Genomic DNA, 15,704 nt, shown 5'->3' with positions numbered 1-15,704 from the left:
GTCACGGACCTGTCCTGCCCGCAACCCGTTTCGGGCATGTATGACGGGCTGGCCGACCGCAGCTGGCGGCCCGGCGGTGAACTCCAGGTCACCGTCGATGCCGATGGGGTGCGGCACGTGGTGGAGATCGACCCCGCACCCGTGAGCCGGACCGGCCGCCGCAGCCCAGGCAGGCGCGGCGCAACCGCCCGCCGGGCCGCGACGTCCCGGCCGCGGCGTGAAAACGTCGTGATCGGCAGCGGGCGCGCCGTCCAACGCGTCGGCGACCGCGCCTGGGAGCTGTCCGCGACCGGGTTCTGGCAGGCGCACCGCGGCGCCGCGGCCCGCTACTCGGAGGTCGTCGCCGACTGGTCGGGCGCGGCAGGCGGCGGCACCGCCTGGGATCTGTACGGCGGGGTCGGGGTGTTCGCCGCCGCCCTTGCCGCGCAGGTGGGGGAGCGCGGCGCGGTCGTGTCGGTGGAGTCCGGCCGCGGCGCGGTCGAGTCCGGCCGCCGCGCGCTCGCGGACCTGCCGCAGGTCCGGTTCGAGGCGTCCCGCGTCGAGCATGCGCTCGATCACCTGTCGGGTCCGGTCGACACGGTCGTGCTCGACCCGCCGCGCTCCGGTGCGGGCAGGTCGGTCGTCGAGGCCGTCGCCGCGGCGGGTGCCGCCGCGATCGTGCACATCGGCTGCGATCCCGCAGCCTTCGGTCGCGACATCGGCCTCTACCTGGGGCAGGGCTACCACCTCGAGCGGGTCCGAGCCTTCGACGCGTTCCCCCTCACCCACCACATGGAGTGCCTCGCCCTGCTGGTGCGCTGACGCGCCCGTGCGTGATTTTCACCCCGATTGGGGTGCATCTCACGCACGGTGCCCACTTGATTGCACTATGCAATCAATATATAGTTGCATAACGCAAGCATATTAAAGCCTGTCTTTACCTTCCGGGAGATCGGCCATGCACCGAGGGGGCACCACGCATGACTGCACCGACGACAGCGCCAGGGCCGCACGTCCCGGACCAACTGATGACCCACCGCGAGATCCTCGAGGTGCTCGCGGGTCTGCTGGCCGCGCTGTTCACGGCGCTGATCAGCTCGACGATCGTCTCGACCGCGCTGCCGACCATCATCGGTGACCTCAACGGCAGCCAGACGCAGTACGCATGGGTCATCACGACCTCACTGCTCGCGACCGCGGCGTCGACACCGATCTGGGGCAAGCTCGCCGACCTGTACAACAAGAAAACCCTGGTCCAGGTGTCGATCGTCATCTTCGTTGTCGGCTCGGTGATCGCCGGGATCGCGCAGAACGTGCCGGTCCTGCTCGGTGCCAGGGTGATCCAGGGCGTCGGCATGGGCGGCCTGACCGCGCTGGTCGTCGCGATCATCGGCACGATCATCCCGCCCCGCGACCGCGGCAGGTACTCCGGCTACATGGGCGCGGTGATGGCCGTCGCGATGGCGGGGGGACCCGTGCTCGGCGGTGTCATCGCGGACGGTCTCGGCTGGCGCTGGTGCTTCTTCGTGTGCGTCCCGCTCGCCGTGATCGCGCTGCTGCTGCTGCAGAAGACCCTGCACATCGAGACCACCCGCAAGGACGACGTCTCGATCGACTGGGTCGGTGCCACCCTGCTGACCGCGGGCGTCTCCGTGCTGCTGGTGTGGGTGTCGTTCGCGGGCAAGGCCACCTACTACGACTGGGTGTCGACGCCGTCCGCGATCCTCGTCGGTGTCGGCGTGCTGCTGCTCGTCGCGACCGTCGTCGTCGAGAGCAGGGCGGCGTCGCCGATCATCCCGCTGCCGATCGTGCGTGAGCGGACCACCGGGCTGGCGATCATCGCGTCCGTTGCGGTCGGCGTCGGCCTGTTCGGCGCAACCACCTTCCTCGGGCAGTACTTCCAGACCGCGCGGGGGCACACCCCGACCGAGGCCGGCCTGCTCACCATCCCGATGGTCTTCGGCATGATGGTCGGCACCGTCGGCTCCGGCCAGCTGATCACCCGATTCGGCAAGTGGAAGGGCTTCGTCGTCGCGGGATCGATCCTGCAGCTCGTCGGCTTCCTGCTGCTCGCCACCATCGACCACGAGACGCCGATGACGCAGATCGGGTTGATGATCGCGCTGCTCGGGCTCGGCACCGGGATGCTGATGCAGAACGTGGTTCTCGCGGTGCAGAACACCGTCAGCGTGGCCAACATCGGGGCGGCAAGCAGCGTGGTGGCGTTCTTCCGCACCTTCGGCGGCGCGATCGGGGTGTCGGTGCTCGGGTCGGTGCTCGCCACCCGCGTCACCGACCTGACCGCCGAGGGCTTCGCGAAGCTCGGGATCGACACCCACACTCCGGGCGGCGGCGCCAACCTGAATCTCGCGGCGCTGCCCGCGCCGGTGCGGGACGTGATCCGCGTCGCCTACGGCGACGCGACCGGGCGGATCTTCCTGATCGCCGCCGCGGTCGCGGTCGTCACGGTGGTCGCCGTCGTGTTCCTGCCGAACCGGCCGCTGCGCACCACCATCGATATCCAGCCGTCCGACGCGGACGAGGAGTACGCGAAGGTCTGACCGCCGCGCGCGACAGGGCCCGGCCCCGCTTCGGGGCCGGGCCTCCTCGTCCGGTCAGGACTTGCGGTTGTACAGCCGCATCGTGATCGGCCCGAACACGAGCACGAAGCCCGCGCACCACGCGAACACGATGCCGAGCTGTGCTGCGGTCACCTCGCCTGCCATCAGCCCACGGATCGCGGTGACCAGGTGACTGATCGGGTTCACGTCGACAAATGCGCGCAGCCACCCGGGCATCGTCGACGGGTCGACGAAGATGTTCGACGCGAACGTGAGCGGGAACAGGATGAACATCGACACGCCCATGACGGCCTGCTCGGTGCGCATCAGCATCGCGAACATCGTCCAGATCCACGACATTGCGAACGAGAACAGCAGCAGCAGCGCCACCGACGCGACAATGCCGACGATCCCGCCCGCCGGCCGGAACCCGAGGATCAGGCCGAGCACCATCACGATCACCGAGGCGATGGTGTAGCGCGCGAGGTCGCCGAGCAGGGCCCCGACCAGCGGCGCAGGCCGCCAGATCGGCAGCGACCGGAACCGGTCGAAGACGCCCTTCTCGATGTCCTTGTTCAGAGTCAACCCGGTGTACATGGTGATCATCACGACCGTCTGCACCAGGATGCCCGGGATCAGGAACTGCACGTAGGCGTCGGTGGAGCCGGCAAGCGCCCCGCCGAACAGGTACGTGAACATCAGCGTGAACATGATCGGGAACATGGTCACGTCGAAGAGCTGCTCGGGGACGTGCTTGATCTTCAGCAGCGCCCGCCAACCGAACGACAGCGACGACGTCACCGCGCTCGGCCGCTTCGGCCGCGGCCCGTCAAGGGCGAGGGCCTCGCCCACCGCGAGCGCGGGTGAGCTGGTGACGGTGGTGGTCGTCATGACGGGGTCCCTTCCAGCGAGACGTCGGTGGGCCGACCGGTGAGCGCGAGGAACACCTCGTCGAGACTCGGCTGCCCGAGGGCGAAGGTGGTGACGGCGATGCCCGCCTCGTTGAGCGCAGGCAGCGCGGCGGCGACGCGGTCGGGGTCGTCGGTGCGGGCGCTGAGCGCCGCCGCGTCCGCCTCGGCGGTGATGTCGACGCCGAGGACCCCGGCAAGCACCGCGGCGGCCTCGTCGCGGCGGGCCGGGTCCGCGACCCGGACGTGCAGCGCGCCGGATCCGACGGACGCCTTCAGTTCCCCGGTCGTGCCCTCGGCGATGACCCGACCGTGGTCGATCACCGCGATCCGGTCGGCGAGCTGATCGGCCTCGTCGAGGTACTGGGTGGTGAGCAGCACGGTGGTGCCGCCGGCGACGAGGGCCCGCACGATCTCCCACACCTGGTTGCGGCTGCGCGGGTCGAGGCCGGTGGTCGGCTCGTCGAGGAAGATCAGTTCCGGGGTGACGATGATCGACGCGGCGATGTCGAGCCGCCTGCGCATGCCGCCGGAGAAGTTCTTCACCTGCCGTCCGGCGGCGTCGCTGAGGTCGAACGCGGCGAGGAGCTGCGCGGCCCGGTCGCGGGCGGCGGGCCGGGAGAAGCCGTACAGCCGGGACAGCAGCACCAGGTTCTCGGTGCCGGTGAGGTCCTCGTCGAGGGACGCGAACTGTCCGGTCAGCGCGACCTTGCCGCGGACCGTGTCGGCCTCGCGGGTCACGTCGTGGCCGAGGACGCGGGCGGTGCCGTCGTCGATGTCGAGGAGGGTGGCGAGCATCCGGATGGTGGTGGTCTTGCCCGCGCCGTTGGGGCCGAGCACGCCGTAGACGCCGCCACGGCGGACGGCGAGGTCGACGCCGTCCACCGCGACGGTGGAGCCGAAGCGCTTGACGAGACCGTGGGTTTCGATCGCGAGGTCCGAGGGCATGTGCTCCAGCCTGTCCGATTTCGGTGCTTCGGGCAACGGATTTACCGATCTGTGCTCTCCGACGGCGCGGGGAGAGCGGCCACGCTGAGGCTGCGGATCGCGGTGTCGAGCTGCGCGTATGCGCTCCGGGTCAGCCGGTCGAGGATGGCCAGCTTGAGGGTCGGTTCCGCCTCGGCGAGGGTCGTGAAGCGGTCCGGGCTCAGGATCGCGAAGCGGGCCGCGGTGTCGGCGCGGATGTCGTTCAGAAAGGGGCCGCCGACCAACGTCGGTATCTCGCCGAACGTCATGCCCGGTGCCAGCGTGGTGACCCGGTGACTGGTCCCGTCGCCGCCGTGCACGACGACGCTGATCCGCCCCGACAGCACCATCGCGATCCCGATCGCGTTGTCCCCGCGCCGCACCACGGTGCTCCCGGCCGGAACGTCGACAATGTCGAGTTCGGTTGCGATGCGGTCGAATTCCGCTCGGGTGAGGCCGGCGAGCGCCGGATGGTCGACCAGGTCGATCGACTCCGGAATCCGTCCGGACGGGCAGTACCGGTCGAGCAGTTCGGTCTCCGCCCACTCCAGGGCGCTGTCCAGGTCCGCGTAGGTGCGATCCGACCGGTCGACGCTCGATGCGGTGACCCCGAGATGCCCGTCCGGGTCGACGAAGGCGCAGCCGCAGCCCCGCCCGGCGAGGTCGGCGCGCAGGTCCGCGAACATCCGGCGACCGACCGCCCCCACCTCGTCGACGCGGCGCAGGTCGACGACGACCGCGTCGAGGCCGGACACCCGGGAACCGACCGCCCGGACCGCGGACTCCGCGCCCGAAAACAGCAGGTCGCCGTGCAGTTCATAGACGCGGGCGCGGGCGCCGTGCTCGGCGAGGGCGGCGCGCTCGGCCGGGGTGCGGCGCTGCCGGGACGGCGCGGCGTCGACGGTGTAGGTGGAGCGGATCGCCGACCGGGCCGCGCGACCGACGTGCAGAAAGTGCAGTTCGAGGCTGCGGGACAGCTCGCGGCACGCCTGAACGCCCCGGACACTGTTGCCGTGGGTATCGAGGCGGGGGGAGTGGACCGCGATGCCGATCTGCCCCGGCAGGACCGCAAGCAGCCCGCCGCCGACCCCGCTCTTGGCGGGCAGCCCCACCTGCGTGATCCACTCGCCTGCCGCGTCGTACATGCCGCACGAGGTCATCACCGACAGCACATGCTCGGCGTTGGCCGGGGAGAGTGCGCGCCGTCCGGTGCGCGGGTGGGTGCCGTTGTTGGCGAGGGTTGCCGCGATCAGTGCGAGGTCACGGCAGGTCACGTTGATCGAGCACTGCCGGAAATAGAGGTCGACGGCCTCGTCGGGGTCGTCAGTGATGATGCCGAAGGAGCGGAGCATGTGACCGATCGCGCGGTTCCGGTGCCCGGTGCGGGCCTCGGACGCGTACACCCGCTCGTCCATTGCCAGTTCCCGCCCCGCGTACGTCGAGTAGCAGCGGCGCACCCGCTCGAACCGTTCGGCGGGGTCCGCGCCCGCGATCAGGGACGCGGCGGTGATCGCGCCCGCGTTGATCATCGGGTTGCGGGGCCGCTCGGTGACCGGGTCGAGGCTGATCTCGTTGAACGGCTCCCCGGACGGTTCGACGTCGATCTTCGCCGCGACCGCCGCCGTCCCGCGGTCCGCGAGGGCCAACCCGTAGGTGAGCGGCTTGGAGACGGACTGGATGGTGAACGCCACCCCGGTGCTGCCCGCCTCGTAGACGTGACCGTCGGTGGTCGCCACGCACAGCGAGAAGGTGTCCGGGGGGACCTGGGCGAGCTCGGGGATGTAATCGGCGAGCGCCCCGGCCCGGTTGTCCAGGCAGTGCTCGTATATCTCGCCGATGATCGCGTCCACGACAGTGCGCATGCCGATCAGGGTGTCATCCCGGCGGCGACCGTGCAGGCCGTGACCTGGCGCCGGGCGGCGCAGGCTGTGAGTTGACTCACCGTGGCGGGCATAATGGAGCAGGCGGTGCAGCCGTCCGGGGGCTACCGGGCGGTACGCCTGGCGATCATCGGATTCCGGGCTCCGTAGACTGGCCGGGTCGGCCGGTGGTCGGTCGACGCGTGTGCGTGCGGTCGCGCGTGACGTCCTGCGGAGGGAGCGATCTCGTTGGGTGTTCTTTCTCGAGTCCAGACCCCCGACGATCTGCGCGGTCTGACCCTCGCCGAGATGCGTGAGCTCGCCGCCGAGGTGCGCGAGTTCCTGGTGCAGAAGGTGTCCGCGACCGGCGGACATCTCGGACCGAACCTCGGCGTTGTCGAGCTGACGCTCGCCGTGCACCGGGTCTTCGACTCGCCGAAGGACGCCGTGCTCTTCGACACCGGCCACCAGGCGTACGTGCACAAGATCGTCACCGGCCGCAAGGACGGGTTCGACACCCTGCGCAAGCGGGGCGGCCTGTCCGGGTACCCGTGCCGCACCGAGTCCGAGCACGACTGGGTGGAGTCCTCGCACGCCTCCGCCGCGCTGTCCTACGCGGACGGTCTGGCGAAGGCGTTCGCGCTCACCGGCCAGGACCGGCACGTCGTCGCCGTCGTCGGTGACGGGGCGCTGACCGGCGGGATGTGCTGGGAGGCGCTGAACAACATCGCCGCAGGCCGGGACCGCTCGGTGGTGATCGTGATCAACGACAACGGCCGCTCCTACGCGCCGACGATCGGGGGGGTCGCCGACCACCTCGCGGCGCTGCGTCTGCAGCCCGGCTACGAGCGGGTGCTCGACAACAGTCGGCGGATGGTCAAGAAGGTGCCGTGGATCGGCCGGGCGGCCTACCAGTTCCTGCACGGGATGAAGGCGGGCATCAAGGACATCGTCAGCCCGCAGGTGATGTTCACCGACCTCGGGATCAAGTACCTGGGCCCGGTGGACGGCCACGATCAGGCGGCGATGGAATCGGCGCTGCGCCGGGCCAAGGACTTCGGCGGTCCCGTTCTCGTCCACGCCGTCACCCGCAAGGGCATGGGGTACGCGCCCGCCGAGAACCACAAGGCCGACCAGATGCACGCGACCGGCGTCATCGACCCCCGCACCGGCCGTTCCACCAGCGCCCCGGTCCAGGACTGGACGTCGGTGTTCTCCGATGAACTGATCGCACGCGCCGCCGACCGGGAGGACGTCGTCGCGATCACCGCCGCGATGCCCGGACCGACCGGCCTCACCGCGTTCGGGGAGCGGTTCCCGCAGCGGATGTTCGACGTCGGCATCGCCGAGCAGCATGCGGTGACCTCCGCGGCCGGGCTGGCGCTCGGCGGCCTGCACCCGGTGGTTGCCGTCTACTCGACGTTCCTGAACCGGGCCTTCGATCAGCTGCTGATGGATGCCGCGCTGCTGAAGCAGCCGGTGACGCTGGTGCTGGACCGGGCTGGCGTGACCGGACCCGACGGAGCCAGCCACAACGGCATGTGGGACTTTTCGCTCCTCGGCATCGTGCCGGGCATGCGGGTCGCCGCGCCGCGGGATGCGGCCTCGCTGCGGGAGGAACTCGGTGAGGCGCTGGCGATCTCGGACGGCCCGACCGCGCTGCGGTTCCCGAAGGGCGCGGTGGGGGAGGGCATCCCGGCACTCGAGCGGGTCGGCGGCGTCGACGTGCTCGCGATGCCTCCGTCGCGGAGCGGGGACGGGTCCGAGCAGCCCCGCGGGGATGTCCTGATCGTCGCGGTCGGGTCGTTCGCCGCGATGGCGCTCGACGCCGCGGACAGGCTTGCGCAGCAGGGCATCTCGGCGGCGGTGGTGGATCCCCGGTGGGTGCTTCCGGTGCCGAGCGCGGTGGTCGACCTGGGGCGTGCGTTCTCGATGGTGGTCACCGTCGAGGACAGCGGCGTGCACGGCGGGATCGGTTCCGCGGTGTCCGCGGCATTGCGGGCGGCGGGTGTCGACACCCCCGCCCGCGACGTCGGGGTTCCGCAGCGGTTCCTCGACCACGCGTCCCGCGACCAGGTGCTCGCCGAGGTCGGCCTGACCGCGCAGGATTTGGCGCGGCAGATCACCGGCTGGGTGGCCGGGCTGCGGGCCGAGGAGGTTGCGCCGAGCACCGCGGACAGCGGTGCCGCCCCGCAGCCCTGATCCGGCCCCGGCTCAGCCCGCCGCTTCGAGCGTGCGGCCGCGGGTCTCGGTGACCAGCCTCCACACCACGAAGAAGGACACCGCGGCCATCACGGCGTAGCCGCCGTAGGTGACCGAGAGATTCCAATCGGCCATGGCCGGGAAGGTCGCCGAGACGAGGAAGTTCGCGACCCAGTTGGCGGCGGTCGCGATGCCGACGGCGGCGGCCCGCACCCGGTTCGGGAACATCTCGCTGATCAGTACCCACACCACCGGGCCCCACGAGAAGGCGAAGAAGAACACGAAGGTGTTGGCGGCGATCAGGGCGACGGTGCCCGCCGCGCCCTCCAGGGTGGCGACCGATTCACCGATGTCGTTCGTGGTGATCGTCGCGGAATGGAAGCAGATCGCGGCGGTGGCCAGGGAGATCGCCATGCCGATCGAGCCGATCAGCAGCAGCGGCCTGCGGCCGATCCGGTCGATCACCGCGATCGCGACGAAGGTGCCCGCGATGTTGACGACGGCGCTGACCACGCTGATCAGCAGGGAGCGGTCCTCGCCGAAGCCGACCGCCTCCCAGAGGGTCGCCGAGTAGTAGAAGATCACGTTGATGCCGACGAACTGCTGCAGTGCGGCCAGCGTCATCCCGATCCAGACCAGGGGTGCCACCCCGAGCGGCTTCGAGAATAGTTGCCGCAAAGTGGTTTTCGCGCGGTGCTCGCTCAGTGAGGCGCGGATCTCGGCCAGCCGGCCGGTGACCACGTCAGCGCTGCCGCCCTCCAGGCTCGCGAGGACCTTCCGTGCTGCGTCGTCGCGACCACGCAGCACCAGGAAGCGCGGCGATTCCGGGATCGTCAGGCTCATCACCAGATAGAGCAGGGCGGGGATCGCCTCGAGGGCGAGCATCCACTGCCAGGCCTCGATGCCCGCGAGCGGCTCGCGGGCGCCGCCAGCGGCCTGGTTCAGGGCGTAGTTGACGAGTTGGGAGATCGCGATGCCGAGCACGATGGCGAGCTGGTACATCGAGCCGAGCCGCCCGCGGATGGCGGCGGGCGAGATCTCCGCGATGTAGGCCGGTGCGATCACCGAGGCGAAGCCGACCGCGACACCGCCGACGACGCGCCAGGCGGTGAGGTCGTAGACGCTGAACGGGAACGCCGACCCGATGGCGCCGACGACGAACAGGATCGCGGCGAACTGCATCACCCGGATGCGGCCGATGCGGTCCGCGAGGTCGCCGGCGATCCACGCGCCGAGCGCGGCACCGAGGAGGGTCAGCGAGACGGTCAGACCGGTTCCGGCGGCGCCGATCTCGTACTTGTCGCGGATTGCTCCGACGGCGCCGTTGATGACGGCGGTGTCGTAGCCGAACAGGAAGCCGCCGAGCGCGGCGGATGCGGCGATGAGCACCGCGTGACCGACCGCCGCGCGGGTGGCTCCGGATCCCGGTCCGTCGAACGCGGTGTCGTTCGTCGCCATGTTCGCCTCCAGACTGTCGGCCCGCGTGCCTCCGGGCCGACGCTACTGCGCGCCGGCCCGGTCCGCGCGGCGACGCGCGGCCGGTCTCAGCCGACCTTGCCCGCGGCCTCGGACAGTTGGGGCGCGATCTTGTCCAGCACCCACGGGATGCTGAGCACGTTGACGTTGCTCAGTCCCGCGACGACCTGCTGGTCGCTCAGCAGGACCGCCGAGCCGCGCCCGATCGCGGACAGCTGGCCGAGGGCGGGATGGGTTGCGGTGTCGGAGGACCCGTCGACGAACGCGACAACGACGTCGGCGTCGATGTCGCGCAGGTTCTCGAACGAGAGCGACTTGTAGAAGCTGCCGGTGGGGTTGTCCTGCGCCAGCGCCTCCACCCCCGGCGCGTTGACGAATCCGAGCTCGGTGAGGACCTGCACCCGCGGGTCGGTCGGCAGGTAGACGTTCGCGGCACCGGATGCGGTGTCGAAGTTGACCACGGTGAGGGTCTTGCCCGCGAACTCCGGGTGGGCGGCGGCGGTGTCGGCCAGGGTGGCGCCGAGTCCGTCGACGAGCGCCCGCGCCTCGTCGGGCCTGCCGACGGCCTGTCCGATGATCGAGGTCTGGTCCTGCCAGGTGGTCTGCCAGGCGCCGCCCGGATACGCGACGGTCGGCGCGATCTCACTGAGCCGACGGTAGTACGTCTCGTCGAAGCCCTCGTAGGGCGCGAGGATGGCGTCCGGGGTGAGGGCGGCGATCGACTCGACGGACGGGTCACCGGACTGGGGGTCGTCGTACAGGGTGGTCGCGTCGGCGTCGAAATAGGGTTGCGCCCACGGCATCACGCCGTTCGGGTCGGCGCCGTAGATGTACTTCGGCTGCCCGACGGGCGTCAGGCCAAGGGCGTAGAGCACGTCCTGCGCGTTCCACCCCATCGTGACGAGGCGCTGCGGCTCCGCATCGATGGTGGTGGCGCCGAACGTGTTGTCGATCGTGACCGGGAACGCGCCGGTGCCCGTCCCGGTCGTCGGGTCGGTGCTGTCGGTGTCCGAGGAACAGCCGACCAGGGTGGTGAGGGCGAGCGCGGCGATGCCTGCGCGGAACAGCGAACGCTTCATGTAGGTGAGGCTAACCTACTGGATGATTCCGCGCCCCGGGGAGATGCTCCCGGGGCGCGGAATCGGCGGGCAGATCGACTATCCGATGTTGCGGCCCAGGTCGGGAATCATCCGAATGACCTGGTCCTCCCAGTTCTTCCAGTTGTGCACGCCGGTGGCCGGGTAGTCGAAGTGCGCGTTTGCGCCGCCCAGCGTGGCCACCCGAACCTCGAAGGCGCGGGTGTTGGCCAGCGCCAACGCTTCCAGCGGCACCGCCTGCACCACACCGAGCGCGTCGCTGACGTCGCCGTTGCCGGGGACGCCGCTGCCCGACGAGATCCACAGCCGGGTGTTGTTTGCCTTGAGCATCGGGGCGAACACGAACGGGTCCATCCGCAGCCACTGCGGGCCCCACGGCGGCGCCATCGCGTCGATGTTGAACCCGCCGGCCGAGACCATCGCGACGCGCAGCGCCTCCCGCATGCCCGGCGCCGAGTTGTTCAGGAACCCGGAGAACGAGCCGGCGAAGCTGAACTGCTGCGGGTGGTAGGCGGCGAGCGTGAGGGCGGCGCTGCCGCCCATCGACAGGCCGAACACGCCGTTGCGGGTGCGACTGAAGCCGTACCGGTTCGCGAGGGCCTCCGGCAGCTGCCGGGTCAGGAAGGTCTCCCACCGATAGGTGTTCGCCTTGCCGTCCACCTCGGCCCCGGCGTCGGAGCTGCCGAGCGCCGACGAGCCGTTGGAGCTGCCGGTGGACGAGCCCAGCTCGCCCGGACCCCAGGTGCTCGGCGCGTTCCAGTCCGCGTAGAAGCTGGACTCGCCGCCGACGGGCATGACCACGTTGATGTTCGCGCGGGTCAGAGCCTGCGCGATGTTGGTCTCGATCTCCCAGCCGTTCCAGTCGTTGCGGGCCCGCATCCCGTCGAGCGCGTACACCACCCGGTCCGTGTTGCCGTCGTTGGCGCGGAAGACCCGCGACTTGATCGCACCCATGTCGGATTCGACCCAGAGGTCACACTCGCGGCAGTCCACGATGGCCGCGTTCGCGGTGCCGACGGGTCCTGCTACCGACGCCCCGAGCGGCAGCAGAATCGCCATCGACACCAGTGCCGCACGGCGGCGCACCGGGGTGCCGGTTCTGGATCGGCGTAATCGCATCGTGCTTCGGCCTTTCGTCGGTGCGGCCAGACGCAGCCGCGGATCACGGGCCCGTGAACTCTACCGCGCCCGGGTCGGCGACGCGGGCGCGAAACGGTCACGGGCACGGCACGAGTGCATCGTGCCGTGCCCGTGTGCCGCGGGAACCGATCAGACGCTGGCGACGCCCTCGGCAAGGAACCGGGATCCGTTCACGGCCTCGGAGGTGCCGGTGCGGTCCAGGTAGGGGGTGATTCCGCCGTTCCAGAACCCGAACCCGCCGCCGAGGATCAGGCAGAGGTCGATGTCCTCGGCCGCGGCGACCACGCCCTCGTCGAGCATGATCGCGATCTCCTCGGCGAACGCCCGGCGGGTCCGGTCCAGGACCTGCTCCGCGGTGGACGGCGTGTCACCCTGCGGCCACAGCGCGGCGACCTCGGGATCGACGACCTGCCCCTGGTCGGTCCAGGTCCAGACGCCGGGCTTGCGGGCCTCGACGAGGGCCTCGAGTCCGGGCGAGCTCGGGAACCGCTCCGGGTACGCGGCCTGCAGCGTCTCGCCGGTGTGCAGCGCGACGGCCGGGCCGACGAGCGCGAGCAGCGTGAACGGGCTCATCGGCATGCCGAGCTCGGCGATCGCGTTGTCGGCGATGTCGAACGGGGTGCCCTCGTCGACGGCGGCCATGACCTCGCCGAGGGTGCGGGTGACGAGCCGGTTGAACACGAAGCCCGGCTTGTCGCCGCACAGCACCGCCGACTTGCGCAGCGACTTCGCGGTCGCGAACGCCGTCGCCAGGGTGGCGTCGTCGGTCCGCTCGCCCCTGATGATCTCGAGCAGCGGCAGCACCGCGACCGGGTTGAAGAAGTGGAAGCCGACGACCCGCTCGGGGTGCGTCAGGTCCGCGGCCATCTCGGTGATCGACAGGGAGGAGGTGTTGGTCGCCAGGATCGTTTCGGGGGCGATGTGCTCCTCGAGCTCGGCGAACACCTTCTTCTTGACGTCCATGTTCTCGAAGACGGCCTCGATGACGAAGTCGGTCTTCGCGAACGCGGCCTTGTCGAGGGAGCCGGTGACGAGGGCCTTGAGCCGGTTCGCGGCATCGGGGGACAGCCGCCCCTTGCCCGCGAGCTTGTCGATCTCGGCGTGCACGTAGCCGACGCCCTTGTCGATCCGCTCCTGGTCGATGTCGGTGAGGATCACCGGGACCTTGAGCTGCTTGACGAACAGCATCGCGAGCTGGCTGGCCATCAGGCCGGCGCCGACGATGCCGACCCCGGACACCTTGCGGGCGAGGGACTTGTCGGGGGCGCCTGCGGGCCGCTTCGCGCGGGAGTTGACGAGGTTGAACGCGTACAGGCCCGCCCGCAGCTCGTCGGTCATCAGCAGGTCGGCGAGGGCCTCGTCCTCGGCGGCGAACCCGGCATCCAGGGTCGCCGGGTCGGTGAGGTCGACCCGGCGGGCGGCGTCGAGGAGCGCGACCGTGCGGACGGCGCCGGGGGCGTTGTTCTTCGTCTTGCCCGCCACGATCGCGGTGGCGCGGGCGATGGCCTCGTCCCAGCCGGCGCCGCGGTCGATCTCCGGGCGGGCGGGGACGATCTCGCCTGCCAGCACCTTCGCCGCCCAGGCGAGGGACTGCTCGAGGAAGTCGGCGCCACCGAACACGGCGTCGGCGAGTCCGAACGTCGCGGCCTGCGCCGCGGTGAACGTCCTGCCGTTGTTCAGCGGGTTCTCCACCGCGATCGTCACCGCATGGGCGGGGCCGACGATGTTGGGGAGCAGCTGGGTGCCGCCCCAGCCGGGGACCAGGCCGAGCATCGCCTCGGGCAGGCCGAGGGCGGGCAGGTTGTCGGCGTAGGTGCGGTAGTGGCAGTGCAGTCCGACCTCGAGGCCACCGCCGAGGGCGAGGCCGTTCACGAACCCGAACGTCGGGACGGAGGACTCGCGGAGGCGGCGGAACACCTTGTGCCCCAGGCGTCCGAGCTCGAGGCCCTGCTCGCGGGAGCTGATCGACGGGACGCCCTTGAGGTCGGCGCCCGCCGCGAAGATGAACGGCTTGCCGGTGACGGCGATCGCGGCGGGGTGCGCGGCGAACGCCTCGTCGAGGGCGGCGTCGAACGCGAGCAGCCCGCGGGGGCCGAAGGAGTTCGGCTTGCTGTGGTCGAAACCGTTGTCGAGGGTGATCAGCGCGACCGGGCCCTCGATGCCGGGCACCGCGATCAGCTTGGTGTATGCGTTCGTCACGACCTCGTCGGCGAAAGCGCTTGCGATGTCACTCATTTACTTGCCTCCGGCCTGGTAATCAGCGTGGTGGGGGTTCTCCCAGATGACGGTGCCGCCCATGCCGAGGCCGATGCACATGGTGGTCAGGCCGTAGCGGACCTCCGGCTGCTGCGCGAACTGGCGTGCGAGCTGCGTCATCAGGCGCACCCCGGACGAGGCGAGCGGGTGGCCGCACGCGATGGCGCCGCCCCACTGGTTCACCCGCGGGTCGTCATCGGCGATGCCGAAGTGCTCGAGGAACGCGAGCACCTGCACCGCGAACGCCTCGTTGATCTCGAACAGGCCGATGTCCTCGATCGTCAGGCCGGTCCGGGCGAGCAGCTTCTCGGTCGCGGGGACCGGGCCGATGCCCATCACGGCGGGGTCGACGCCCTGGAAGGCGAAGCCGACCATCCGCATGGCGACCGGAAGGCCGAGCTCGGCGGCGGTGTCCTCGCCGGCGAGGAGCGCGGCGGTCGCGCCGTCGTTGAGTCCCGCGGCGTTGCCCGCGGTGATCCGGCCCGCGGGGCGGAACGGCGTTTTGAGCTTCGCGAGGTCTTCGATCGTGGTGCCGGGGCGCGGCGGCTCGTCCTCGGTGGCCAGGCCCCACCCGTTCGCGGCGCGGGTGGCGACCGGGACGAGGGTGTCGGCGATGAGGCCCGCCTTCTTCGCGGCGTCGTACTTGTTCTGCGACGCGACGGCGTAGGCGTCGGTGCGGTCCTTGGTGATGGTCGGGAACCGGTCGTGCAGGTTCTCCGCGGTGTTGCCCATCACCAGCGCGGACGGGTCGACCAGCTTGTCGGTCAGGAAGCGGGGGTTCGGGTCGGCGCCCTCACCCATCGGGTGCCTGCCCATGTGCTCGACGCCGCCCGCGATGACGACGTCGTACTGGCCGAATCCGATGCCGGAGGCGGTGGTGGTGACCGCGGTCATCGCGCCTGCACACATGCGGTCGATCGCGAAGCCGGGCACGGTCTCGGGGAGGCCAGCGAGGATGGCGGAGGTGCGGCCGATGGTCAGGCCCTGGTCACCGGTCTGGGTGGTCGCGGCGATCGCGACCTCGTCGATGCGGTCGGGCGGCAGCTGCGGGTTGCGGCGCAGCAGTTCGCGGATCGCCTTGACGACCAGGTCGTCGGCGCGGGTCTCGGCGTAGATGCCCTTGGCTCCGGCCTTGCCGAAGGGGGTGCGGATGCCGTCGACGAAGACGACACCGCGACCCTGCGAAGTCGATGGAGACACGGAAGATTCCTCCTGGTGGAGATGCTCACCGTCACGGTCGGGCGGTGAGGCTCGGGTTGC

10 protein-coding genes and 1 pseudogene are annotated in these 15,704 nt (G+C 70.6%); 3 read left to right on the top strand and 8 right to left on the bottom strand.

Going from position 1 to position 15,704, the window contains the following annotated elements; all coding sequences use genetic code 11:
* Positions 1–801 (top strand): annotated as a pseudogene (locus ACWF62_RS18090) (class I SAM-dependent RNA methyltransferase); the annotation flags it as partial.
* Between the two features lie 158 nt (positions 802–959).
* Positions 960–2,540: an MDR family MFS transporter gene (locus ACWF62_RS18085; protein ID WP_452630853.1), complete on the top strand. Its 1,581-nt coding sequence runs from the start codon at positions 960–962 to the stop codon at positions 2,538–2,540.
* Between the two features lie 54 nt (positions 2,541–2,594).
* Here the strand turns inward: ACWF62_RS18085 and ACWF62_RS18080 are convergent, their stop codons facing one another.
* Genes ACWF62_RS18080 through glsA form a run of 3 tightly spaced genes read right to left on the bottom strand, consistent with a single transcriptional unit; the run spans position 2,595 to position 6,276 of the window.
* On the bottom strand, positions 2,595–3,431 hold the full coding sequence (locus tag ACWF62_RS18080; protein ID WP_378509389.1) for an ABC transporter permease: 837 nt from the start codon (positions 3,429–3,431) through the stop codon (positions 2,595–2,597).
* Positions 3,428–4,396, bottom strand: coding sequence for an ATP-binding cassette domain-containing protein (locus tag ACWF62_RS18075; protein ID WP_378509390.1), 969 nt, complete (start codon positions 4,394–4,396; stop codon positions 3,428–3,430). Before ACWF62_RS18075 ends, ACWF62_RS18080 begins: the two co-directional genes overlap by 4 nt.
* A 41-nt stretch (positions 4,397–4,437) precedes the next feature.
* Complete coding sequence (gene glsA / locus ACWF62_RS18070) at positions 4,438–6,276, bottom strand: glutaminase A (protein ID WP_378509391.1); 1,839 nt, start codon at positions 6,274–6,276, stop codon at positions 4,438–4,440.
* Between the two features lie 246 nt (positions 6,277–6,522).
* Here glsA and dxs point away from each other — a divergent pair, with 246 nt between their 5' ends.
* Entirely contained in the window at positions 6,523–8,475 is a 1,953-nt protein-coding gene (dxs, locus tag ACWF62_RS18065; RefSeq protein WP_378509392.1) for a 1-deoxy-D-xylulose-5-phosphate synthase, read from the top strand.
* A gap of 12 nt (positions 8,476–8,487) precedes the next feature.
* Here the strand turns inward: dxs and ACWF62_RS18060 are convergent, their stop codons facing one another.
* The 5 genes from ACWF62_RS18060 to ACWF62_RS18040 form a co-directional block, all read right to left on the bottom strand.
* Positions 8,488–9,933, bottom strand: coding sequence for a sugar porter family MFS transporter (locus ACWF62_RS18060; protein WP_378509393.1), 1,446 nt, complete (start codon positions 9,931–9,933; stop codon positions 8,488–8,490).
* An 86-nt stretch (positions 9,934–10,019) separates the two neighbouring features.
* Entirely contained in the window at positions 10,020–11,030 is a 1,011-nt protein-coding gene (locus tag ACWF62_RS18055) for an iron-siderophore ABC transporter substrate-binding protein (RefSeq protein ID WP_378570045.1), read from the bottom strand.
* 78 nt (positions 11,031–11,108) lie between these two features.
* Positions 11,109–12,167: an alpha/beta hydrolase gene (locus tag ACWF62_RS18050; protein WP_378570046.1), complete on the bottom strand. Its 1,059-nt coding sequence runs from the start codon at positions 12,165–12,167 to the stop codon at positions 11,109–11,111.
* A 150-nt stretch (positions 12,168–12,317) separates the two neighbouring features.
* Entirely contained in the window at positions 12,318–14,423 is a 2,106-nt protein-coding gene (locus ACWF62_RS18045) for a 3-hydroxyacyl-CoA dehydrogenase NAD-binding domain-containing protein (protein WP_378509396.1), read from the bottom strand.
* Complete coding sequence (locus ACWF62_RS18040) at positions 14,424–15,644, bottom strand: thiolase family protein (RefSeq protein WP_378509397.1); 1,221 nt, start codon at positions 15,642–15,644, stop codon at positions 14,424–14,426. It lies immediately after the preceding gene.
* Positions 15,645–15,704 lie beyond the last annotated feature (60 nt).

This window comes from Rhodococcus sp. NPDC054953 (genome assembly GCF_053609225.1).
The sequence above is the reverse complement of the archived record's forward strand: the minus strand, read 5'-3'. Positions and strand labels throughout refer to the sequence as shown.

What these genes read in the sequence shown, in the direction of transcription:
- ACWF62_RS18045 (WP_378509396.1), bottom strand. Translation starts at nt 14,423, where the DNA reads ATGAGTGACATCGCAAGCGCTTTCGCCGACGAGGTCGTGACGAACGCA.
- ACWF62_RS18075 (WP_378509390.1), bottom strand. Translation starts at nt 4,396, where the DNA reads ATGCCCTCGGACCTCGCGATCGAAACCCACGGTCTCGTCAAGCGCTTC.
- ACWF62_RS18060 (WP_378509393.1), bottom strand. Translation starts at nt 9,933, where the DNA reads ATGGCGACGAACGACACCGCGTTCGACGGACCGGGATCCGGAGCCACC.
- ACWF62_RS18085 (WP_452630853.1), top strand. Translation starts at nt 960, where the DNA reads ATGACTGCACCGACGACAGCGCCAGGGCCGCACGTCCCGGACCAACTG.
- ACWF62_RS18050 (WP_378570046.1), bottom strand. Translation starts at nt 12,167, where the DNA reads ATGCGATTACGCCGATCCAGAACCGGCACCCCGGTGCGCCGCCGTGCG.
- glsA (WP_378509391.1), bottom strand. Translation starts at nt 6,276, where the DNA reads ATGCGCACTGTCGTGGACGCGATCATCGGCGAGATATACGAGCACTGC.
- ACWF62_RS18055 (WP_378570045.1), bottom strand. Translation starts at nt 11,030, where the DNA reads ATGAAGCGTTCGCTGTTCCGCGCAGGCATCGCCGCGCTCGCCCTCACC.
- ACWF62_RS18080 (WP_378509389.1), bottom strand. Translation starts at nt 3,431, where the DNA reads ATGACGACCACCACCGTCACCAGCTCACCCGCGCTCGCGGTGGGCGAG.